Here is a 23229-nt window from a genome sequence, read left to right as displayed (position 1 = left end):
CGCTGTCCCGATACCGATACTGAACATACGCGGCGCGGCGTCGCGCGGATGCGACGGCCCGCGCAACGGTTCATCCAGCCGCCGGAGCATTCAGCCCGGCCGATAGACCTCCGCGCCCTGCGCACGGAATTCTGCCGATTTCTCCGCCATGCCCGCCGCCAGTGCGTCCTCGGTCCCGACGCCATGCTCGGCGGCATAGTCGCGCACGTCCTGGGTGATCTTCATCGAACAGAAATGCGGGCCGCACATCGAGCAGAAGTGCGCGGCCTTGTGCGCGTCCTTGGGCAGGGTCTCGTCGTGGAAGCCCTGCGCCTTCTCCGGATCGAGACCGAGATGGAACTGGTCCTGCCAGCGGAACTCGAAGCGCGCCTTGCTCAGCGCGTTGTCGCGCACCTGCGCGCCCGGATGGCCCTTGGCGAGATCGGCCGCGTGCGCGGCGATCTTGTAGGCCATGATCCCGTCGCGCACGTCCTCGCGGTTGGGCAGGCCGAGGTGCTCCTTCGGCGTCACGTAGCAGAGCATCGCGCAGCCGTACCAGCCGATCATCGCCGCGCCGATCGCGCTGGTGATGTGGTCGTAGCCCGGGGCGATATCGGTCGTCAGCGGCCCGAGCGTGTAGAACGGCGCCTCGCCGCACTCGACCAGCTGCTTGTCCATGTTCTCCTTGATCAGCTGCATCGGCACGTGGCCGGGGCCCTCGATCATGGTCTGGATGTCGTGCTTCCACGCGATCTTGGTCAGCTCGCCCAGGGTCTCCAGCTCACCGAACTGCGCGGCGTCGTTGGCATCGGCGATGCAGCCCGGACGCAGCCCGTCGCCGAGCGAGAAGGACACGTCATAGGCCTTCATGATCTCGCAGATGTCCTCAAAGTGCGTGTAGAGGAAGCTCTCGCGGTGATGCGCCAGGCACCACTTGGCCATGATCGAACCACCGCGCGAGACGATGCCGGTCACGCGCTTCGCGGTCAGCGGCACGTAACGCAGCAGTACGCCGGCGTGGATCGTGAAGTAGTCGACGCCCTGCTCGGCCTGCTCGATCAGCGTGTCGCGGAAGATCTCCCAGGTGAGTTCCTCGGCGCGACCGTCGACCTTTTCCAGCGCCTGGTAGATCGGCACCGTCCCGATCGGCACCGGTGAATTGCGGATGATCCACTCGCGCGTCTCGTGGATGTGCTTGCCGGTCGACAGATCCATGACCGTGTCGCCGCCCCAGCGGATCGACCACACCAGCTTTTCCACTTCCTCGGCGATGCCCGACGACACCGCGCTGTTGCCGATGTTCGCGTTGATCTTGGTCAGGAAGTTGCGGCCGATGATCATCGGCTCGCTCTCGGGATGGTTGATGTTGTTGGGCAGGATCGCGCGGCCGCGGGCGATCTCGTCGCGCACGAATTCCGGCGTGATCACCTGCTGGATGTTCGCGCCGAAGGCTTCGCCCGGATGCTGCTGGCGCAGCAGTGCGTCGCGCACCAGGTCGAGGCGCTGGTTCTCGCGGATCGCGACGTATTCCATCTCCGGCGTCACGATGCCGCGGCGCGCGTAGTGCATCTGGGTAATGTTGGCGCCGGCCTTGGCCACGCGCGGCAACGCACGCGCAGGGAAACGCACATGATCGAGCTTGGGGTCGTGCTCGCGGCCGCGGCCGAATATCGAACTCAGGGCCGGCAGTGCCTCGGTGTCGCCGCGTTCCTCAATCCAGCGCGCGCGCAAGGGCGCGAGGCCCGCGGCGAGATCGATGGTGACGTCCGGGTCGGTGTAAGGACCCGACGGATCGTAGACCGTGACCGGCGGGTTCTCCTCGCCGCCGAACAGCGTCGGCGTGCGCGTCTGCACGATCTCGCGCATCGCGACACGCAGGTCCGGGCGCGAGCCTTCGACGTGGATCTTGCGCGAACCCGGAATCGGGCGCGTCACCGATTCGGAGAGCTGGTCGGTCTGCTGCAGCAGCGTAGAAGGCAGGGCATTCATGGCATTCGTCCTGTGGTGGCGACGGGAACCCGAAGCGGGTTTCCTTCTCGCGGACGAAGCGGCGGCGCGGACCCGACACGACCACGCCGCATGCACATGCGGTAGACGGTTCTGCGGCGGGGCCTGCGAAGCTTCCCTACGCCGGTATCAGCCGGATCAGGTTCGAAGGGACTGTCTCAACCGGCTGATGCCGGTACCCCCGCTTCTGCCTGCATTAGACCGCGAAAGCGGAGATCGCACCAGCGCGCGCGATGTCAGTCCAACGCGTAGCCCAGACGGAAACCGCCCCAGTGCCGGCCCTGCACGAAGATCGGTACCGACAGGTCGAACATGATCTCCCCGGTATCGCGTCGGTAGACCTGCAGTCGCCAGGGGTCGGTGTGTGCGCCGACGCTGCGGCCGACGCGGTCGCCGAAGATGCGCTTGGTACGGTTGCCGACGAGGTCGAGTTCGCGGCGGCCGGTCAGCGGCTTGGAGAAGCGCAGGTTGTGGGTCGGCACGTAGCCATCGGGATTGGCGCAGATCGCGAACGCGATCCATGGATGCGCGTCGAGCACGGGTTCCTGCAGCGCCGGCAGCAGCCGGTCGCACACGGTATCGAAGGCAGTGCGGAAACGTGGCGGCTCGATGTCCGGCACAGGCGTGTAGGTGCGGTCGAACAATGCGTCGACGTCGATGTCGCGACGCGCGATTGCCGCGTCCAGGGCGCGACCGATCTCCGCCGCCGTGACGCGCGCCAGGTCCCGCACCTGCGCATGCCGCGCCACGCACATCGGATCGGCCGGCAGCTGGAACAGGCCCACGCAGTCCTGGAGTTCAGCGACGCTGCGGCCGAGAGCTTCGCTGCGCTCGGCCACGCGTGCGGCGCGCTGCAAGTTGCTCCGGCCGAGACCCGTGGCGTGTTCGACGGCCTGGTCGATCGCAAGGATCTCGGCATCCTGCGCGCTGATCCGGGTCGCGACCGACGCCATCGCCCCGCCGGCGCGCGCCAGCAGGTCGCCGACCTCCCCCAGCACGTGGCCGGTTTGCTGCGCGGACGCGGTGCCGTCGCCGAGCGCAGCGACCGTGTCCTCGACGATGCCGCGCACTTCCCGCGACGCCTTGGCGGCGCGCTCGGCGAGCAGCCGGATCTCGGCCGCGACGACGGCGAAGCCACGCCCCGCCGGACCAGCGTGCGCCGCCTGGATGCCGGCGTTCACCGACAGCAGGTTGGTCTGCATCGATACCGCGTCGATCACCTCGATCACCTCGGTCGCCCGCGAGACACGACGCTCCACTTCCCCGATCGCCGCCGCCAGGACCGCCGCTGCCTCGCGCCCGGCGCGCACGCTGGTATCGGCGCGCGCGGCTTCGGCGCGGACAACCGACAGTTCGCTGGCCGCGGCCTGCACGCCCTCCAGCAGGCGACGGGTGGCGGCCATCACCTCGACCAGCGCATCGACCTGGGCCTGTGACTGCTGCACCAAACGGTCGTTGTCCTCGACCACCTGCGGAACTGCGCCGGCGATCTCCACCGACAGCGCCACCGCCTGCCGGATCGCCTCGGTGAGATTGCCGAAGCCTGCGGAGAGGCGGCACTCGGTCGCCAGAGCGCTGTCGCCCAAGTCCAGATCAAGATCGCAGGCGGCCAGTCCGGCGCCGACCCGGGCGAGCAATCCGCGCGCGTCGGCTGGTGCGTGCGCTGGCAGATTGAAGGCCGCCGGCGAAACCTCCGAGGCGCCCACGGCCAGTCCCGCGTGATCGCGCAGCAGCGCAGCGGTTTCAGGATGCGGCAGCGACGCCAGCCAGCCGTCGCCTTCACGCCGATAGCGCAGCCTCCGAGCGGGATCGTCGCCGGGCGCCATCCAGACGCCTTCGCGTTGGCAAAGGGCTTCGAGCGGGATTCCCCACGGTGCCGCCCATCCGGCATCCGGCCGGTCGCCCAGCCCGAGCAGATCGCGCGCCATCGCATTCGCCCCTGTGATGCGTCCATCGCGGTCCAGCCGCAGCAGGCCCACGGGGGCATCCGGCAAACCGTCGATCGCGCAAGCAGTCGCGCCGCCCCCGCACTCCGACATGATGACTTTCCCTGTGCGTCCGCCCCATCTCCTTAGCGGCGGCAAGCCCGCCGAATTGAGCGCTAGGGGGACGTCCGCCCGCCATATTCGGGCGTCGGTTTCAGATCGAACTGTTGACACCATGCGAAGTGCCATGCTGTTCTGCATTCATGATGCATCGCACAACGCTCGCGCTTCGTAGCCCCAACACCGGCCATTCCGGTGCGCTGGCGCGCGAACTCGCTGGGCGTCCCATGACGATGACCATTACCACGACCACCCGCACCGGCACCGGTACCACCGGCCCCGGGATGTGGACGTGCGCCGTCAGTTGATCTGATCTCGCCCCCTCCGCATCCCCGTCCGGGATGCGGATCCGCGGATCCCGCCCGAACGAAGACGCGGAGCCCAACCGGAGCTCCACGATGTCGTCCGCCGTCCTGTCAGAAGTTGCACCCGTTGCCGCGCCGTCCAAAGCGCTGGCCTGCCATGTCCACAAGTTCGGCGGCAGCAGCCTCGCCGATGCCGCCTGCATCGGCGCGCTGGCAAGCCTGATCGCAGCCGATGCGCGGTTGCGGCCGGTCATTGTGTCGGCGATGTACGGCGCGACCAATGCGCTGGTCGCGCTTGCCGATGCCGCAGTCGCAGGTGACGACTGGAAATCAGGCTGGGATGCACTGCGCCAGCGCCATCTCGATACCGCCGGTGCGTTCGAGGCCGGCGAAAGCGGCCCGCTGCATGCAGCGCTGGAAATGGAGTTCGCGCAGCTCGCCGGAGACCTGCAGGCGCTCGCCCATGGCGACGACGATGCGCCAATGCGCGTCGCACGGATCCACGGCTGCGGAGAACAGCTGTCATCGCGCCTCGCGCAGGCCGCGCTCGGCCCGGACTGGCACCGGCTCGATGCGCGCGAGGTGCTCGTGGTCCACGCTGCCGAGATGGGCGCGGTCGTCGATTGGGACACGAGTCGCGCCCGGCTCGCCAGCTGGCGCCTCGACCACGGCGCACGCGATGTCGTGATCACCGGGTTTGTCGCGCGCGATGCCCACGGGCGCGACACCACGCTGGGTCGCAACGGCAGCGACTATTCCGCAGCGATCTTCGCCAACCTGTTCGACGCCGATGCGCTGACGATCTGGACTGATGTCGACGGTGTGCTCTCCGCCGATCCGCGGCTCGTGCCCGACGCTGTCTGCCTCGAGTCGATGTCGTACGCAGAAGCCTGCGAACTCGCCTACTTCGGCGCCAAGGTGCTGCACCCGCAGACGCTGGCGCCGGTGCAATCGCGCGGCACGCCGGTCCGCATCCGCAACAGCCGCAATCCGGCCGCACCCGGCACCCTGATCGCGCTGGACGCAGCGCCTGCGGCGTCGCCCGTGAAAGGCCTGAGCCTGGTGCGCGATGTCGCGGTGCTCGAACTCGTCGGCAACGGTCTGGTCGGCGTGCCCGGCATGGCCGAGCGCATGTTCGCCGCGCTGCATGGCGCCGGCGTGTCGGTGACGATGATCTCGCAGGGCTCGTCCGAACACTCGATCTGCTGCGTGGTGCGCGCCGACCAGGCGACACACGGCCGTGACGCGATTGTCGGAGCATTCGCCGATGCGATCGCCGAAGGCCAGGCCCAGGGCGTCGCAGTGACGACCGATCTGTGCGTGCTCGCGGCGGTCGGCGACGGCATGGTGGGCAGCCAGGGCGTTGCCGCACGCCTGTTCGACGGGTTGGCGCAGGCCCGCGTCAACATCCGCGCGATCGCCCAGGGGGCGAGCGAACGCAACATCTCGGTCGCGATCGCGCAGGACGACGCCACCCGCGCATTGCGCGCCGCACACGCGGCGTTCTGGCTGTCGCCGCAGACGGTCTCGGTCGGCGTCATCGGACCGGGCAACGTCGGGCGCGCGCTGCTGTCGCAGCTGGCGACCGTGATCCCGTCACTGCGCGCACGCGCCGGCGTCGATCTGCGCCTGCGCGCGATCGCAAGCAGCCGGCGCATGCATCTCAGCGATGCCGCGCTCGATCCGGATGCTGCATCGGCCCTGCTCGATGACCACGCCGACGCCTGCGATCTCGACGCTCTCGCGGCGCACATCCGCGCCGACCACCTGCCGCACGCGATGATCGTCGACTGCAGTGCCAGCGATGCAGTTGCGGCGAAGTACGCGGACTGGCTCGCCGCCGGCATCCATGTCGTCACCCCGAACAAGCACGCCGGCAGCGGCGACTGGCTGCGCTATGCACGGATCGCCGAAGCGCGCGCCAGCGGCCACAGCCGTTTCATGTACGAAGCGACCGTGGGCGCCGGCCTGCCGGTCATCGTGACCTTGCGCAACCTGCTCGATACCGGCGACACGCTGCATGCGATCGACGGCATGCTGTCCGGCACGCTGGCATGGCTGTTCAACAGCTTCGACGGCAGCCGGCCGTTCTCGGAACTCGTGCGCGAGGCGCGCGCACTCGGCTACACCGAGCCCGATCCGCGCGACGATCTGTCGGGTCTGGATGTCGCCCGCAAGCTGGTGATCCTCGCGCGCGAAGCCGGCCGACCGTTGTCGCTGGCGGATGTCGACGTCGAAAGCCTGGTGCCCGAAGCGCTGCGCGACGTGCCGCTCGACGCATTCCTCGAACGCCTGTCCGAACTCGATGCGCCGATGCAGGCACGCCTGGACGCCGCCCGCGCCGACGGTCGCGGGCTGCGCCACATCGCCCGGCTCGGTGCCGGCAGCGACGCGAGTGTTGGCGTGCGCGCTCTTCCCGCCGATCATGCGTGCATGCATACACGCCTCACCGACAACCTCGTCCAGTTCACCACCGCCCGTTACGCCGAGAATCCGCTGGTCGTGCAGGGCCCCGGGGCCGGCCCGCAGGTGACCGCCGCCGGCGTGTTCGGCGACGTGCTCGCGATCGCCCACGCGCTCGGCGCGCGCACCGGCTGGCGACACGCATGAGCGACAGGCCCGATTCCAGAGGCGTGACCGCGCGCGCGTTCGCGCCCGCGAGCGTCGGCAACATCGGCGTGGGGTTCGACGTGCTCGGTCACGTCATCGACGGCCCGCGCGACATCGCCCAGGTCCGTCGGATCGACACACCCGACGTGCGCATCGAAGCGATCGGCGGGACGGTCGAAGGCGCCGACCGCCTGCCGCTGCACGCGGCCGACAACACTGCTGGTCGCGCATTGCAGTCGCTGCGCGCGGCGTTGTCGCTGCCGTTCGGCTTCGCGCTGACGCTGGAGAAGGGCATTCCGCTCGGTTCGGGGCTCGGTGGTTCTGCGGCGTCCTGCGTCGCGGCGCTGGTCGCGGCCAATGCACTGCTCGATGACCCGCTGTCGCGCGAGGCGCTGTATCCGTTCGCACTCGATGGGGAATCGGTCGCGTCCGGCGCGCGCCACGGCGACAACGTCGCGCCGATGCTGCTCGGCGGCGTGACGCTGTCGACCGCCGACCGGCTCATCGCGCTCAACGTGCCCGACTGGCTGCATGCGGTCGTCGTGCATCCGGACCAGGTACTGGAAACGCGCCGCTCGCGCGCCGTGCTGGCGGATCCGTACGCGTTGCACGACGTGGTGACCCACAGCACCCATCTCGCCCTGTTCCTGACCGGCCTGCAGCGCGGCGATCGCGAGCTGATCCGGGCCGGCCTGCACGACGTGCTGGTGGAGCCGCGACGCGCGCCGCTGATTCCCGGCTTCGCTGCGGTCAAGGCCGCGGCGCTGGCGCACGGCGCCCTCGGCGCGAGCATCTCCGGCGGCGGACCGAGCGTGTTCGCCTGGTTCGATTCGCGCGAAGCCGCCGAACGGGCCGCACCTGCGATGCGCGCAGGCTTCACCGACGGCGGCATCGACGCACAGGCCCATGTCTCGCCGGTCGCAGGTCCGCGCGCCGATCTGCTCGCTGGAGACGCCGCATGAAGTTCGTCAGCACGCGCGGCGACGCCCACGCAGTCGGCATCGACGATGCGCTCGTCGCCGGTCTGGCGCCGGATGGCGGCCTCTACGTGCCCGAATCGATTCCGACGATCGATCTCGTCAGTGCGCATTCGACGCTCGTCGATACCGCAGTCGCCACGCTCGCGCCGTGGTTCACCGGTTCGCGTATCGAATCGCAACTCGTCGATCTCTGCGCAACGGCCTTTGCATTCGATGCACCACTGCGTGCGCTCGCAGATCCGGGCGATCATCTGCTCGAGCTGTTCCACGGCCCGACCGCGGCGTTCAAGGATTACGCCGCCCGCTTCCTCGCCGGCGCACTCGGTGCGTTGCGCGATCCCGCAGCGCGGGACACGACGATCCTCGTGGCGACCTCGGGCGATACCGGCGCGGCCGTTGCCTCCGCGTTCCACCGCCGGCCCGGCTTCTCGGTCGTGATCCTGTATCCGGACGGCCGCGTGTCGCCGCGGCAGGCCCACGGTCTGGAGTGCTGGGGCGACAACGTGCACGCCTACCGCGTCGACGGCAGTTTCGACGACTGCCAGCGACTCGCGAAGCAGGCGCTGTCGGATCCGGACCTACGCGCCCGCATCACGCTGGGCACCGCAAACAGCATCAGTCTCGGCCGCCTGTTGCCGCAGGCCGCGTACTACGCACATGCCGCTGCGCGCCATCATGCCGCGACCGGGCATGTGCTGAACTTCATCGTACCGACCGGCAATCTGGGCAATGCGTCCGCGGCATTCGTGGCGCGCGCGATGGGTGCTCCGCTGGGCGAGATCCGGCTGGCCTGCAATGCGAACGACACGTTGCCGCGCTTCTTCGACGGCGCGGACTACGATGCACAGCCCACGCGCGCCACGCTCGCGAACGCGATGGATGTCGGCGCACCGAGCAACTTCGAACGGCTGCGCCACTGGCATGCAGACGACGACGCCTTGCGCGCCGCGTTCGTCGCGCGCTCGGTGGACGACGCGACCATCCGCGCGACGATCCGCAGCGCCCCCGCGCGTCACGGCATCGTGCCCTGTCCGCACACCGCGACCGGACTGCACCTGCTCGAAACCCTGCGCGCGGACGGTGACATCCGCGACTGGGCCGTGGTGGCGACCGCCCATCCGGCGAAGTTCGACACCATCGTTGAACCCCTGGTGGGCCATACGGTGGTTCTGCCCGAGGCACTGGAGAACTGCCTGTCACGTGCCGCGGCCGGCGCTCCGCTGGCGAATACTCGTGAGGCCCTGGAGCGCGTACTGCTCGCGGATCAGCGCTGAGGCGCAGTCACGGCACGCGCAAACAAGAAGGCCTCCCGCGTGGGAGGCCTGAAGATCACGCCGGCAGATCCGGCATCAGTTTGCCGGGCCGACCTTCAACTGTTTGGCATCGACGCTGGTGACGCCTTCGATCTCGCCGGCGATCGCCTTGGCGCGCTCGATCTGCGACTGCGATTCGACGTCGCCCGACAGGCTCACGGTGCCATTGGTGGTTTCGACGCCGATATCCAGGCCGGCGACATCACTCGATGCGAGCAGATCGGCCTTGACCTTGGTCGTGATCCACGTATCGGACACCGGCTGATTCGACTCGGACTGCGCAGCGACGGTGCGATCGCCGCGTTCCTGCATCTGTTGCGCGACAGCCGTGCCCGAGATCAGCAACGTGCCGGCAATCGCGGCGCCCATCAGGGTCTTGTGCATCGTCATGGCGGTGTTCCTTGTGCAGGGATGTGGCGCGAGTGTGCGAGCCCTCGCGTGCCTGGCGGGTGACGGGTGAAGCGCGTTCCGTTCACGATCCGCTGATCCCACGCTTGTTATCAGCCGCTCTTGGAATTGCAGGGCATATCCGTGAACGACGACGACAACGTGCGCGCTGCGCGCCTGGCCGGCCTGCGCTGGGTCAGCGACGCGCTGCCGGGCCTGAGCCGGCGCCGCGCGGGCAAGGGCTTCAGCTATCGCGATCCCGACGGCAAGGCGGTGCGCGATCGCGCGACGCTCGATCGCGTGCGCATGCTCGCGATCCCGCCCGCCTACCGCGATGTCTGGATCTGCGCGCTCGAGAACGGCCATCTGCAGGCCACCGGCCGCGACGCGCGCGGGCGCAAGCAGTACCGCTATCACCCGGACTGGAGCGAAGTGCGCGGCCACGGCAAGTTCGATCGCATCGTCGCGTTCGCGACCGCGTTGCCGCGCCTGCGCCGTGCGCTGGGTCGGGACCTCAAGCTGCCGGGCATGCCACGCGACAAGGTGCTGGCGATCGTCGTCTCGTTGATGGCGCAGACCTTCGTGCGCGTAGGCAACGACAGCTACACGCGCAGCAACGGCTCGTTCGGACTGACGACGCTGCGGAACCGGCACTTCGAGCTGGTGCGCGGCGGACGCGCGCGGCTGAAATTCCGCGGCAAAAGCGGACAGGAGCAGGAGATCGAACTCGACGATGCGAAGCTGACCGCACTGGTGCGCAAGGTGCAGCAACTGCCGGGCCAGGCGCTGTTCCAGTACGTCGACGATGACGGCACGCGTCACGGCGTCGACTCCGGGATGGTCAACGACTACCTGCGCGAGGCGATGGGCGGCCCCTTCACCGCCAAGGATTTCCGCACCTGGGGCGGCACGCTGATGGCGTTCCGGCGATTCGCGGCGATGCCCCTGCCGGAGGGCAGGAAAGGCGGCGAGCCCAGCGAGCGTGCATTGGCGACGCAGGAAAAAATCGTCATCGCCGACGTCGCCGATGCGCTCGGCAACACGGTCGCGGTCTGCCGCAAGGCGTATATCGATCCGGTGCTCTACGCGGCCTGGCGAGATGGCGGATTGCAGCGCGCCGCAGGCAACGCGCGTGGTGAACGGCAGTGGGAAGCGGCAGCCTTGAAGCTGTTGCGGCAACGGCATCGCAAGCGCCCGGCAACGAACTCGTTGTCGAAGTAACTGTTGACACGCCCTTCGCGGGCGTGGTTTTCTCGGACCCATGACGCAGCGCAACAACCATCGCCAGACCGCCATCGCCGCACGCCTCCGCGTGCGCGACGTGCGGCTGCCGGTCGCGCTCACCTCGGCCATCCTTCTCGTACTCGTACTCCTTATTACCGTCCGGAATGGCGCGGGGATGGGGTTCGTGTAGCAAGACGACACTCCACAAGGTCGAAAGAACCTGAACCCCGTGCCGAAAGGCGCGGGGTTTTTGTTTGGCCCCTCGCAAATCCCCGCACCAGAGCCAGCCCGCCATGCACAGCCACCCCGCCAGCGCCCACACGTTCCTGCACGCGACACCGCGAGGCGCAGTGCATGCGTCGGCCGCGTGTCCGGAGGCATGCCGCGACACCGCCTCCGCCACTGCCGACGCGGTGCATCGGACGGCCGGTCGGGACGGGGCGACGCCCTCGACCGCCGGCCGTTTCCACATCCGGGCGCCACGCATCGCTGCGTGAACTGCCTGCCCTCCCCTTTCCACCCGCAGATCGGACACCACCACCCATGAGCAATGCCAATCCCTCCATCGCGATCGTCGGCTACGGCAGCCAGGGCCGCGCCCACGCGCTGAACCTGCGCGATTCCGGCTTCGACGTCGTCGTCGGCCTGCGTCCCGGCGGCCCGACCGAACAGAAGGCGAACGCCGACGGCTTCACCGTCAAGACGCCTGCCGACGCGGTCGCCGATGCCGACCTGGTCGCGGTGCTGACGCCGGACATGGTGCAGAAGCAGCTGTATGCCGACGTGCTGGCGCCGCACATGAAGCACGGCGCCTGCCTGCTGTTCGCGCATGGCCTCAACGTGCACTTCGACATGATCGCGCCGCGCGCGGATCTGGATGTCGTGCTGGTCGCACCCAAGGGGCCGGGCGCGCTGGTGCGCCGCGAGTACGAGATCGGCCGCGGCGTGCCCTGCATCTACGCCGTGCACCAGGATCCCACCGGCAAGGGCGAGCAGCTGGCGCTGGCGTATGCCGCCGGTCTGGGCGGTGCGCGCGCGAACATCATCAAGACCACGTTCAAGGAAGAGACCGAGACCGATCTGTTCGGCGAGCAGGCCGTGCTGTGCGGCGGCGCGTCGGCGCTGGTGCAGGCCGGCTTCGAGACGCTGGTCGAGGCCGGCTACCAGCCGGAGATCGCGTACTACGAAGTGCTGCACGAACTGAAGCTGATCGTCGACCTGTTCTACGAAGGCGGCATCACCCGGATGCTGGAGTTCATCTCCGAGACCGCGCAGTACGGCGACTTCGTCAGTGGCCCGCGCGTCATCGATGCGTCAGTGAAAGCACGCATGAAGGACGTGCTGACCGACATCCAGAACGGCACCTTCACCCGCAACTGGCAGGCCGAATACGACGCCGGCCTGCCGAACTACAGGAAGTTCCAGCAAGCCGACAAGGACCATCCGATCGAGAAGGTCGGCCGCGAACTGCGCGCCAAGATGACCTGGCTGGGCGAGCAGACCGGCGCGCCGGCACAACCGCAGAGCGAGGCCGCCTGATGAACGGCGCCCGCTGGCTGGTGCAGGCGCTGGAAGCCGAGGGAGTCGACACGATCTTCGGCTATCCGGGCGGCGCGATCATGCCGTTCTACGACGCGCTGCACGGCGCCGCGTTGAAGCACGTGCTGGTCCGTCACGAACAGGGCGCGGCGTTCGCCGCGAACGGGTTCGCGCGTGCCAGCGGGCGCGTCGGTGTCTGCGTGGCGACGTCCGGCCCGGGCGCCTCGAACCTGGTCACCGGCATCGCCGATGCGATGCTGGACTCGGTGCCGATGGTCGTCATCACCGGCCAGGTGGCAACGCCGCTGATGGGCACCGATGCATTTCAGGAACTGGACGTGTTCGGCATGACCCTGCCGATCGTCAAGCACAGCTTCCTTGTGCGCAGCGTCGACGACCTGCCCAACGTCGTCACCGAAGCATTCCGCATCGCGCGTTCCGGCCGTCCCGGCCCGGTGCTAATCGATCTGCCGAAGGACGTGCAGATCGGCGATGCCGCGCATCTGGGCGCACACATTCCATCATTCGCCGACACCATGCCAGCCTGCGCCGACCACGCGTTGCACGAAGCGGCCGCGCTGATCTCGCAGGCCGAGCGCCCGGTGGTCTACGGCGGCGGCGGCATCATCCTGGGCGATGCGCTGGACGCGTTCCGCGAGTTCGCCGATCTGACCCAGATCCCGACGGTGCTGACCCTGCGTGCGCTGGGCGCCCTGCCGCCGACGCATCCGGCCAACCTCGGCATGATCGGTATGCACGGCAGCCGCGCGGCGAATCTGGCGGTGCAGGAATCGGATCTGCTGATCGTCGTCGGTGCGCGCTTCGACGATCGCGCGACCGGCAAGCTGGCCGAGTTCGCGCCGCTGGCGCGCATCGTGCACCTGGACGGCGACAGCTGCGAGATCGGCAAGCTGCGCGCGGCCGACGTGTCGGTCTGCGGCGATATGGCCACCAGCCTGTCGCGCCTGGCGGCGCCCTGCGCGGCGCAGATGCAGGGCCGACACGCGGCGGCGCGCACGACGTGGGGTGAGCTGTGTGCGCAGCGCCGCGAGCGGTTCGCCGCCCGCTACGACGCGCCTGGTGACAAGGTCTTCGCCCCCGCTCTGCTCAAGCGCATGAGCGAGCTGGCACCCGACGCCACCGTCGCCTGCGATGTCGGCCAGCACCAGATGTGGGTCGCGCAGCACTGGCGCTTCGACCATCCGCGCAAGCACCTGACCAGTGGTGCGCTGGGTGCGATGGGCTTCGGCCTACCGGCTGCGATCGGCGCGCAGATGGAAGACCCGACGCGACGTGTGGTCTGCGTCAGCGGCGACGGCTCGTTCCTGATGAACGTGCAGGAGCTGGCGACGCTGAAGCGCTACCGCGTGCCGGTGAAGATCATCCTGCTCGACAACCAGGCGCTGGGCATGGTGCGCCAGTGGCAGGAACTGTTCTTCGAGCGCCGTTACTCCGAGATCGACCTGTCCGACAACCCGGACTTCGCGCAGGTCGCACGCGCGTTCGGTATCCAGGCGCTGTCGGTCGACAAGGCCGCGGATGTCGAAGCCGCACTGGTCGCGCTGCTGGCCGCCGACGGCCCGGCGCTGCTGCACGTCGCGATCGACACCGCCGCCAATGTCTGGCCGCTGGTGCCGCCCAACCACAACAACGCGCAGATGATGGATGCCGACGAGGCCACCTCGCTCGACATCGGTGCCTCCTTCGCGCCTGCCACCGACCCCGTCGCCTCCACGTCCGCCAAGGAATCGAGCCATGCGTTACCAGTTTGAGATGACCCTGCGCCGCGCCGAAGGTGCGCTGGTGCGCGTGCTGGGCACGACGGAACGCCGCGGCTTCCGCCCGGTCTCCTTCGAGGGCGACGCGCACGAGGGCAGCGACCACTGGAACCTGCGCATGACCGTGGAGGGCGACCGCGCCGCGATCGCATTGCAGGGGCAGCTGGCCAAGCTCTACGACTGCCTGTCGGTGGAGGTCTCGCCGTGCAGGTGAATGCCGGTCCCGCCCGATTTCTTGCCCGTCATTCCCGCGCAGGCGGGAATCCAAGGACGTTCCAGAGAACGCCAAGGTCCATGGATTCCCGCATGCGCGGGAATGACGAAATTGCTCCGACCGCAGGCTGACACCATGACCGCCATAGTGACTCCGATCTCGGACGCCGCGTCCGCCCCGAAAGCGCAGGCCTGGTTCGACGGCGCGCTGTGCGACATCGACGCGCTGCAGGCCGGCCTGACCACGCATGCCATGCACTACGGCAGCGGCGTGTTCGAAGGCATCCGCAGCTACGCCACCGCCGACGGCGCCGCGGTGTTCCGCCTGCCCGAGCACATGGCGCGCATGCGCGAAGGCGCGGCGCTGCTGGGCATGCAGTTCGATCCCGCGCAGGCCACCAAGGCGGTGCTGGCGACGCTGCGTGCGAATGGCCACCGCGATGCCTACATCCGCCCGCTGGCGTGGTTCGGCGAAGGCGGTTTCGGCCTGGACGTCGAAGGCCACACCGAACACCTCATGGTCGCCACGACGGCGACCCAGGTGCACCTCAACGGCACCCGCGCGCGACTGGGCATCAGCAAGTGGCGGCGCAACCCCGCCGATTCGCTGCCGCCACTGAAGCTGTGCGGCGCCTACGTCAACTCCATCCTGGCCAAGCGCGAGAGCAAGTCGCGCGGCTTCGACGAAGCGCTGTTCACCGATGCCGACGGCTACGTCGTCGAATGCACCGGTGCCAACGTCTTCATCGTCAAGGCCGGTCGCGTCACGGCGGTCCAGCATCGCGACGCGCTGCCGGGTATCACCCGCGACACGCTGGTCACGCTGAGCGGCGCCGAATCGCGCGCGGTCACCGTCGAGGAGCTGTACGACGCCGACGAAGTCTTCGCCTGCGGCACCGCCGCCGAAGTGGCGCCGGTGCACGGCGTCGAAGACCGCAGCTATGGCGACAACCCGGTCACCCGAGAACTGGCCGCGCTGTATGCGCGCGTCGTGCGCGGCGATGCCGAACGCCAGCGCGGCTGGCTGACGGCGGTCTGAGCATGTCCGAGCCCGACGTAGGCCACGTCCCGCGCGCGACCGCCAGCGATGTGCTGGCGGCGCAGGCGCGGCTGCGTCGGCATCTCGACGTGACCCCGATGCATTACGCCGAACGCTTCGGCTGCTGGCTGAAGCTCGAGAACCTGCAGCGCACCGGCTCCTACAAGGTGCGCGGCGCCTTGAACGCATTGATGGCCGCGCGCGAACGCGGCGACGACCGCACGGTGATCACCGCCTCGGCCGGCAATCACGCGCAGGGGCTGGCCTGGGCGGCGTACCGTCTCGGCGTTCCGGCGATCACGGTGATGCCGAAGAACGCGCCCGAAACCAAGATCGCCGGCGTTGCCCACTGGGGTGCGACCGTGCGCCTGCATGGCGAGACCTACGACGAAGCCAAGACCTTCGCCGCCCAACTGGCTGCGCAGAACGGCTTCCGCCTGCTGTCGGCGTTCGACGATGTCGACGTGATCGCCGGCCAGGGCACGGTCGGGCTGGAGATCGCATCGGTGCTGATGCCGGACGTGGTCATCGTGCCGATCGGCGGTGGTGGCCTGGCATCGGGTGTCGCGCTGGCGCTGAAATCGCAGGGCGTGCGCATCGTCGGCGCGCAGGTCGAAGGCGTGGATGCAATGGCGCGCGTGCTGCGCGGCGATCATTCGCCGTTCTCGCCCGTGGCGACGCTGGCCGACGGCGTGCGGGTCAAGGACCCGGGCCTGCTGACGCGCGCGCTGCTGGCCGATCTGCTCGACGACGTGGTCATCGTGCGCGAGGCCGAACTGCGCGAAACGCTGGTGCGTCTGGCGCTGGAGGAACATGTGATCGCCGAAGGCGCCGGCGCGCTGGCACTGGCTGCCGGCCGCCGCGTCGCCGGCAAGCGCAAGGTCGCCGTGGTGTCGGGCGGCAACGTCGATGCCGGCGTGCTGGCGCAGCTGCTGTCGGACGTGCGTCCGCGCCCGCCGCGCAAGCCGCGCCGTCGGTTACGCGAGACCGCGCCCGAGGTGCCGGCCATTGCGGCTTTCGCACCCGCCGCGTACATGGCGACGCCCCGTCGCCGCAACGACCTGTCCGCACACGCGCCGCTGGGTGGCGGCGAACCGCGACTTCGACGCGCGCTGATCGCCCGCACCGAACGCACGCCACACGCCATTGCCGAGGAACTTCCCGCATGACCACCTCCGACACCATCCGAATTTTCGACACCACCCTGCGCGACGGCGAGCAGTCGCCCGGCTGCAGCATGAGCCCGCAGCAGAAGGTGGTGATGGCGCGCGCGCTCGATGCGCTGGGCGTCGACATCATCGAGACCGGCTTTCCGGCCAGTTCCGAATCCGACCGCGAGGCGGCGCGCCTGATCGCGCGCGAAGTCCGGCGTCCCACGCTGGCGGTGCTGTCGCGTTGCCTGCCCGCCGATATCGAGGCTTCGGCGCGTGCGCTCGACGGCACTGCGAATCCGCGCCTGCACGTCTTCATCTCGACCAGCCCGCTGCACCGCGAGCACAAGCTGCGCATGAGCCGGCAGCAGGTGCTGGACATGACCGCGACCAGCGTCGCGCATGCGCGCCGGCTGATCGGCGATATCGAGTTCTCGGCCGAAGATGCGACCCGTACCGAAGACGACTTCCTGGCCGAGGTGATCGCCGTCGCGATCGCCAACGGCGCGACCACGATCAACGTGCCCGACACGCTGGGCTATGCGACGCCCGAGGAAACCCGCGCGCTGTTCCAGCGCCTGATCGACACCGTCCCCGGCGCCCGCGACGTGATCTTCAGCGCGCACTGCCACAACGACCTGGGCCTGGCCGTCGCCAATTCGCTGGCCGCGATCGAAGGTGGCGCGCGCCAGGTCGAGTGCACGATCAACGGCATCGGCGAGCGCGCCGGCAACTGTGCGGTCGAAGAACTGGCGATGGCACTGAAGGTGCGCAACGCGTTCTACAACTTGGACACGCAGATCGACACGCGCCGCCTGGTGCCGACCTCGCAGCTGCTGCGCCGCCTGACCGGCATGGCGGTGCAGCGCAACAAGGCCATCGTCGGCGAGAACGCGTTCGCGCACGAGTCCGGCATCCACCAGCACGGCATGCTGCGCCACCGCGGCACCTACGAAATCATGAACCCGTCGGACGTCGGCTGGCCCGATTCGAAGCTGGTGCTGGGCCGCCACAGTGGCCGCGCCGCGGTCGGCCATCGTCTGCGTGCACTGGGCTACACACTGGAGGACGGGCAGCTGGAACAGGTCTTCGCTGCGTTCAAGGATCTGTGCGAGCGCCAGCGCGTGGTCGAGGACGACGATCTCGAAGCGCTGATGCACGGCGACGTGCACGGCCAGGGCTGGCGGCTGGCGTCGATGACCGTCAGCGACCGCGGCCAGCGCGCCAGTGCGCAGGTCGAACTGTCCGATCCCGAAGGCGGCAAGGTCAGTGAGAGCGCGCTGGGCGACGGCCCGGTCGATGCGCTGTTCGCCGCACTGGCCGCCGCGACCGGCGTCGAGTTGGCACTGGAGAGCTACCAGGTCCACAGCGTCGGCATGGGGCGCGATGCGCGCGGCGAAGCCAGCGTCAGCGTGCGCCATGGCGAGGACATCCACGAAGGCACCGGCACCAGCCGCGACATCATTGAGGCCAGCGCGCTCGCGTGGCTGGATGTCGCCAACCGTATCCTGCGTGGCGCACATGCCGCGCAGGATGCGCAGGCCGCGCACGCCTGAGCATTCTTTCCGAAGACGCTTTCCCGGTAGTCGCGCGCAAGCGCGCTCCTACACGAAATCAAGAGCCAGCAATGACCGCCACCAAGCCACGCACCCTGTTCGACAAGCTGTGGGACGCGCACATCGTGGCGCCCGAGTCCGAGGCCGCGCCCGCGGTGCTGTACATCGACCTGCACCTGATCCACGAAGTCACCTCGCCGCAGGCCTTCACCGAGTTGCGCACGCGCGGACTCGTCCCGCGCCGCCCCGATCGCACCAAGGCGACGATGGACCACTCCACGCCGACCCTGCCGGCCGATGCCGATGGCCGTCTGCCCTACACCAACGACGCCGCGCGCGCGCAGGTCGAGATGCTGGCGGCGAACTGCGCGCAGTTCGGCATCGAACTGTTCGACATGGCCTCCGACCAGCGCGGCATCGTCCACGTCATCGCGCCCGAGCAGGGCTTCACCCTGCCCGGCATGACCATCGTCTGCGGCGACAGCCACACGTCCACGCACGGCGCGTTCGGCGCGCTGGCGTTCGGGATCGGCACCAGCGAGGTCGGCAATGTGCTGGCAACGCAGTGCCTGCTGCAGCGACGGCCGAAAACGATGTCGATCACCGTCGACGGCACCCTCGCGCCCGGCGTCGGCGCCAAAGACGTGACCCTGCACGCGATCGGCGTCATCGGCGTCAACGGCGGCACCGGCCACGTCATCGAATACCGCGGTTCCACCATCGAGGCGATGGACATGGAGCAGCGCATGACCCTGTGCAACATGTCGATCGAAGCGGGCGCGCGCGCGGGCATGGTGGCCCCCGACGACACCACGTTCGAGTGGATCGCGCGCACGCCGCGCGGCCCCAAGGGCGCCGACTTCGACAATGCAGTCGCTCGCTGGCGTGAGCTGCGCAGTGATGCCGGCGCGCGCTTCGATGCCGAAGTGCACATCGATGCCGCCGACATCCGCCCGACGCTGACCTGGGGCACGCATCCGGGCACCGCGATCGGCGTCGACATGCCGGTACCGGCCGCGACCGATGCGGCCGAGCAGAAGGGACAGGACTACATGCGCGTCGTCGCCGGACAGTCGCTGACCGGCATGCCGGTCGATGTGGTGTTCGTCGGTTCGTGCACCAACGGCCGCCTGCGTGACATGCGCGAAGTCGCCGACGTGCTGCGCGGGCGCCGCGTATCGGCGGGCGTGCGCATGCTGGTGGTGCCGGGTTCGGAGATCGTCAAACGCGAGGCCGAGGCCGAAGGCATCGACCGCATCGTCCGCGACGCCGGCGCCGAATGGCGCGAGCCCGGCTGCTCGATGTGCATCGCGATGAACGGCGATCTGGTGGCGCCCGGCCAGCTGGCCGTGAGCACCAGCAACCGCAACTTCGAGGGTCGCCAGGGCCCCGGCGCGCGCACGCTGCTGGCCTCGCCGACGACCGCGGCCTGGGCTGCGGTGCGCGGTGTCGTGGCCGATCCACGCGAACTGTTCGACGACCGCCGGGAGGTGGCCTGATGTCCGCCGCGCACATTCCCGAGTTTCCCGTGCGCTCGGCCAGCGTGGTGCTGGCGCAGACCAATATCGATACCGACCAGATCATTCCCGCGCGCTTTCTGTCGACGACCGAACGCAAGGGTCTCGGCCGCTACGCATTCAACGACTGGCGCTGGCGCGAGGACGGCAGCGCGAATCCGGACTTCGCCTTCAACCAGGCGCACAACGCCGGGCGCGCGGTGCTGCTGGCGGGCCGCAACTTCGGCTGCGGGTCCTCGCGCGAACATGCGCCGTGGGCGCTGCGCGATCTGGGCCTGCAGGTCGTGGTCAGCAGCGAGATCGCCGACATCTTCCGCAACAATGCATTGAAGAACGGCGTGTTGCCGGTCGTGCTGCCCGAAGCCGTGGTGCAGGACCTGATGACGCGGCCCGACGACATACTGACGTTCGACATCGTCGCCCGTGAGCTGCGCACGCCGGACGGCACCGTCCACGCCTTCCCGCTCGACGCGTTCGCACGCACCTGCCTGCTCGAGGGCGTCGACGAAATGGGCTTTCTGCTGGCGCGTGACGCCGACATCCGCCACTACGAGGACACCCACCATGCACGCTGACATCGTCGTTCTGCCCGGAGACGGCATCGGTCCCGAAGTGACCGCGGCCGCGGTCGACGTGCTGCAGGCCGTCGCGCAGCGTTTCGGTCATCGTTTCTCGCTGCACGAACACCTGATCGGTGGCGCCGCGATCGACGCCACCGGCAAGCCGCTGCCCGACGAGACCCTGGCCGCCGCGCGCGATGCGGATGGAGTACTCCTGGGCGCGGTGGGCGGTCCGAAGTGGTCCGATCCGAACGCGAGCGTGCGCCCCGAACAGGGCCTGCTGGCGATCCGCAAAGCGCTGGGCTTGTACGCGAACCTGCGCCCGACCAGGCCCCATCCGGCCGCGATGGGCGCCTCGCCGATCAAGCCGCATCTGCTGGCCGGCGTGGATCTGCTGGTGGTGCGCGAGCTGACCGGCGGTATCTACTTCGGCGCGCGCACCCGCACTGCCGAGTCCGCCAGCGACCTGTGCACCTACACGGTGCCGGAGATCGAACGCGTGGTGCGCCGCGCCTGTCTGCTCGCGCGCGGCCGCCGCGGCCACGTGACGTCCGTCGACAAGGCCAACGTGCTCGAGACCTCGCGACTGTGGCGCGATGTCGCCAGCCGCATCGCGCGCGATGAATTTCCCGACATCACCATCGAGCACCAGCTGGTCGATTCGATGGCGATGCATCTGCTGTCGAAGCCGCGCGCCTACGACGTGATCGTGACCGAGAACATGTTCGGCGACATCCTCACCGACGAAGCCTCGATGCTGGCCGGCTCGCTCGGCCTGCTGCCGTCGGCGTCGCTGGGCGAAGGCTGCGTCGGGATGTACGAGCCGATCCACGGTTCGGCGCCGGACATCGCAGGCCGCGGCATCGCCAATCCCTACGGCACGATCCTCAGCGCCGCGCTGCTGCTGCGTTACTCGCTTGGGTTGTCGCAGGAAGCGGCATGCATCGAACAGGCCGTCGACGACGCGCTGGAGGCCGGCGTGTTCACGGCCGACCTGGCAGCCGACGGCACTGCGGTCTCGACGCGCGAGGCCGCCGCTGCGGTGCTCACGCGTATCGCGGCGCCCGCACAGATCCACCACTAGCAAACAGGAATCCATACGGACACGGCACGACCTTGCCGCGTTCGATCGCGTACGAGAACAGCCACGCCGCCAGCCCCACGCCCGCCGCACCTGCGAGTCATCGATGCCCGAGTACCGCTCCAGAACCTCCACCCACGGCCGCAACATGGCCGGCGCCCGCGCCTTGTGGCGCGCCACCGGCATGCAGGACGACGACTTCCACAAGCCGATCGTCGCGGTCGCGAATTCATTTACGCAGTTCGTGCCGGGTCACGTGCATCTCAAGGACATCGGCCAGCTCGTCGCGCGCGAGATCGAGCGCGTCGGCGGCGTGGCGAAGGAGTTCAACACCATCGCCGTCGACGACGGCATCGCGATGGGCCACGACGGCATGCTGTATTCGCTGCCGAGCCGCGAGATCATCGCCGACTCGGTCGAGTACATGGTCAACGCACACTGCGCCGATGCGCTGGTGTGCATCTCCAACTGCGACAAGATCACGCCCGGCATGCTGATGGCCGCGCTGCGCCTGAACATTCCGGTGGTGTTCGTGTCCGGCGGACCGATGGAGGCGGGCAAGACGAAGCTGTCGGAACACGGGCTCGATCTCGTCGATGCGATGGTCGTCGCCGCCGATCCGGACGCCTCCGACGAGAAAGTCGCCGCCTACGAGCGCAGCGCGTGTCCGACCTGCGGCTCCTGCAGCGGCATGTTCACCGCCAACTCGATGAACTGCCTGACCGAAGCACTGGGCCTCGCGCTGCCCGGCAACGGCTCGATGCTGGCGACGCACGCCGATCGCGAACAGCTGTTCCTGCAGGCCGCGCGCACCGTCGTCGAGCTCTGCCATCGCTGGTACGGCGCCGAAGATCCGACCGCCCTGCCGCGCGGCATCACGACCTTCGAGGCGTTCGAGAATGCGATGACGCTAGACATCGCGATGGGCGGTTCGACCAACACCATCCTGCATCTGCTCGCCGCCGCGCAGGAGGCCGAGGTCGCCTTCGATCTGCACGATATCGACCGCCTGTCACGGCGCGTGCCGCAGCTGTGCAAGGTCGCGCCGAACATCCAGACCTATCACATGGAAGACGTGCATCGCGCCGGCGGCATCGTCTCGATCCTCGGCGAACTCGCGCGCGGCGGCCTGCTGCATGTCGACCAGCCCACCGTGCACAGCCGCACGCTGGCCGATGCCATCGCGCGCTGGGACATCACCGTGACCAGTGACGATGCGGTGCGCACATTCTTCAAGGCCGGACCCGCCGGCATTCCCACGCAGACCGCCTTCAGCCAGGCCACGCGCTGGGAGACGCTCGACGACGATCGCGCCGGCGGTTGCATCCGCGATGTCGCGCACGCGTATTCGCAGGAAGGCGGCCTCGCCGTGCTGCGCGGCAACCTCGCGCCCGACGGCTGCGTGGTCAAGACCGCGGGCGTCGACACGTCGATCCACGTGTTCGAAGGCAGCGCGAAAGTCTTCGAAAGCCAGGACGCCGCGGTGAAGGGCATCCTCGCCGACGAGGTGCAGGCCGGCGACGTGGTGGTGATCCGCTACGAAGGCCCGAAGGGCGGGCCGGGCATGCAGGAAATGCTGTATCCGACCAGCTACCTGAAGTCGAAAGGCCTCGGCAAACAATGCGCGCTGCTGACCGACGGGCGCTTCTCCGGCGGCACCTCGGGTCTCTCGATTGGACACGCATCACCGGAAGCGGCGGCCGGCGGCACGATCGGCCTGGTGCGCGATGGCGACCGCATCCGGATCGACATTCCGCAACGACGCATCGAACTACTGGTCGACGACGCCGAACTGGCCGCACGTCGCAACGCGCAGGACGCGCTCGGATGGAAGCCTGCGCAGGCGCGTCCGCGCAAGGTCACCGCAGCGCTGAAGGCCTATGCCCTGCTCGCGACCAGCGCGGACAAGGGCGCGGTGCGGAATCTGGCGATGCTCGGCGACTGA

Annotated in this window: 18 protein-coding genes and 1 riboswitch; of the genes, 15 read left to right on the top strand and 3 right to left on the bottom strand. The window is 68.9% G+C overall.

From position 1 onward, the window contains the following. Window positions 1-90: 90 nt before the first annotated feature. Window positions 91-1968 (bottom strand): phosphomethylpyrimidine synthase ThiC, encoded by a 1878-nt coding sequence (gene thiC, locus AC3IRM_RS01545; protein WP_489204572.1) that lies wholly within the window; start codon window positions 1966-1968, stop codon window positions 91-93. A 115-nt stretch (window positions 1969-2083) separates the two neighbouring features. Beyond that, window positions 2084-2179: riboswitch (TPP riboswitch) on the bottom strand. A gap of 43 nt (window positions 2180-2222) precedes the next feature. Continuing rightward, the gene (locus AC3IRM_RS01540) at window positions 2223-4025 is read right to left on the bottom strand and encodes a methyl-accepting chemotaxis protein (RefSeq protein WP_489205797.1); all 1803 of its coding nucleotides are present in this window, start codon (window positions 4023-4025) and stop codon (window positions 2223-2225) included. 404 nt (window positions 4026-4429) lie between these two features. Here AC3IRM_RS01540 and thrA point away from each other — a divergent pair, with 404 nt between their 5' ends. From thrA to thrC, 3 genes are read left to right on the top strand one after another with little or no spacing between them, the layout of a single operon-like run. After that, the gene (thrA, locus tag AC3IRM_RS01535) at window positions 4430-6946 is read left to right on the top strand and encodes a bifunctional aspartate kinase/homoserine dehydrogenase I (RefSeq protein ID WP_489204571.1); all 2517 of its coding nucleotides are present in this window, start codon (window positions 4430-4432) and stop codon (window positions 6944-6946) included. Then, on the top strand, window positions 6943-7908 hold the full coding sequence (locus AC3IRM_RS01530) for a homoserine kinase (RefSeq protein ID WP_489204570.1): 966 nt from the start codon (window positions 6943-6945) through the stop codon (window positions 7906-7908). The genes thrA and AC3IRM_RS01530 overlap by 4 nt, the downstream gene beginning before the upstream one ends. Beyond that, window positions 7905-9200, top strand: coding sequence for a threonine synthase (thrC, locus tag AC3IRM_RS01525; RefSeq protein ID WP_489204569.1), 1296 nt, complete (start codon window positions 7905-7907; stop codon window positions 9198-9200). The genes AC3IRM_RS01530 and thrC overlap by 4 nt, the downstream gene beginning before the upstream one ends. Before the next feature lie 75 nt (window positions 9201-9275). On the opposite strand, the gene AC3IRM_RS01520 is transcribed toward thrC, so the two are convergent. Then, window positions 9276-9629, bottom strand: coding sequence for a BON domain-containing protein (locus AC3IRM_RS01520; RefSeq protein ID WP_489204568.1), 354 nt, complete (start codon window positions 9627-9629; stop codon window positions 9276-9278). A gap of 141 nt (window positions 9630-9770) precedes the next feature. Here AC3IRM_RS01520 and AC3IRM_RS01515 point away from each other — a divergent pair, with 141 nt between their 5' ends. The 12 genes from AC3IRM_RS01515 to ilvD all read left to right on the top strand — a co-directional run bounded on the left by AC3IRM_RS01515 (window position 9771) and on the right by ilvD (window position 23229). After that, window positions 9771-10847 carry a DNA topoisomerase IB gene (locus tag AC3IRM_RS01515; protein WP_489204567.1) on the top strand — a complete coding sequence of 359 codons (1077 nt, stop codon included), beginning with the start codon at window positions 9771-9773 and terminating at the stop codon, window positions 10845-10847. A 40-nt stretch (window positions 10848-10887) separates the two neighbouring features. Continuing rightward, window positions 10888-11040: a hypothetical protein gene (locus AC3IRM_RS01510; protein ID WP_232116076.1), complete on the top strand. Its 153-nt coding sequence runs from the start codon at window positions 10888-10890 to the stop codon at window positions 11038-11040. Between the two features lie 353 nt (window positions 11041-11393). Next, window positions 11394-12389, top strand: a complete 996-nt coding sequence (ilvC, locus tag AC3IRM_RS01505; protein ID WP_489204566.1) for a ketol-acid reductoisomerase — start codon at window positions 11394-11396, stop codon at window positions 12387-12389. Beyond that, the gene (gene ilvG / locus AC3IRM_RS01500) at window positions 12389-14161 is read left to right on the top strand and encodes an acetolactate synthase 2 catalytic subunit (protein ID WP_489204565.1); all 1773 of its coding nucleotides are present in this window, start codon (window positions 12389-12391) and stop codon (window positions 14159-14161) included. Before ilvC ends, ilvG begins: the two co-directional genes overlap by 1 nt. Then, window positions 14145-14381 (top strand): ACT domain-containing protein, encoded by a 237-nt coding sequence (locus tag AC3IRM_RS01495; protein WP_310236147.1) that lies wholly within the window; start codon window positions 14145-14147, stop codon window positions 14379-14381. Before ilvG ends, AC3IRM_RS01495 begins: the two co-directional genes overlap by 17 nt. A 135-nt stretch (window positions 14382-14516) precedes the next feature. Further along, a complete protein-coding gene (locus AC3IRM_RS01490; protein ID WP_489204564.1) occupies window positions 14517-15419 on the top strand; it encodes an aminotransferase class IV in 903 nt (300 codons plus the stop codon). A 2-nt stretch (window positions 15420-15421) separates the two neighbouring features. Next, the gene (locus AC3IRM_RS01485) at window positions 15422-16588 is read left to right on the top strand and encodes a threonine dehydratase (RefSeq protein WP_489204563.1); all 1167 of its coding nucleotides are present in this window, start codon (window positions 15422-15424) and stop codon (window positions 16586-16588) included. After that, window positions 16585-18126 (top strand): 2-isopropylmalate synthase, encoded by a 1542-nt coding sequence (locus tag AC3IRM_RS01480; protein ID WP_489204562.1) that lies wholly within the window; start codon window positions 16585-16587, stop codon window positions 18124-18126. The genes AC3IRM_RS01485 and AC3IRM_RS01480 overlap by 4 nt, the downstream gene beginning before the upstream one ends. Before the next feature lie 71 nt (window positions 18127-18197). Next, on the top strand, window positions 18198-19625 hold the full coding sequence (gene leuC / locus AC3IRM_RS01475; protein ID WP_489204561.1) for a 3-isopropylmalate dehydratase large subunit: 1428 nt from the start codon (window positions 18198-18200) through the stop codon (window positions 19623-19625). Next, window positions 19625-20218 carry a 3-isopropylmalate dehydratase small subunit gene (gene leuD, locus AC3IRM_RS01470; protein ID WP_489204560.1) on the top strand — a complete coding sequence of 198 codons (594 nt, stop codon included), beginning with the start codon at window positions 19625-19627 and terminating at the stop codon, window positions 20216-20218. The genes leuC and leuD overlap by 1 nt, the downstream gene beginning before the upstream one ends. Further along, on the top strand, window positions 20208-21287 hold the full coding sequence (gene leuB / locus AC3IRM_RS01465; RefSeq protein ID WP_489204559.1) for a 3-isopropylmalate dehydrogenase: 1080 nt from the start codon (window positions 20208-20210) through the stop codon (window positions 21285-21287). The genes leuD and leuB overlap by 11 nt, the downstream gene beginning before the upstream one ends. Window positions 21288-21390: 103 nt before the next feature. After that, window positions 21391-23229, top strand: a complete 1839-nt coding sequence (ilvD, locus tag AC3IRM_RS01460; RefSeq protein ID WP_489204558.1) for a dihydroxy-acid dehydratase — start codon at window positions 21391-21393, stop codon at window positions 23227-23229.

The organism is Luteimonas sp. KH_071 (assembly GCF_057838005.1).
The sequence above is the reverse complement of the archived record's forward strand: the minus strand, read 5'-3'. Positions and strand labels throughout refer to the sequence as shown.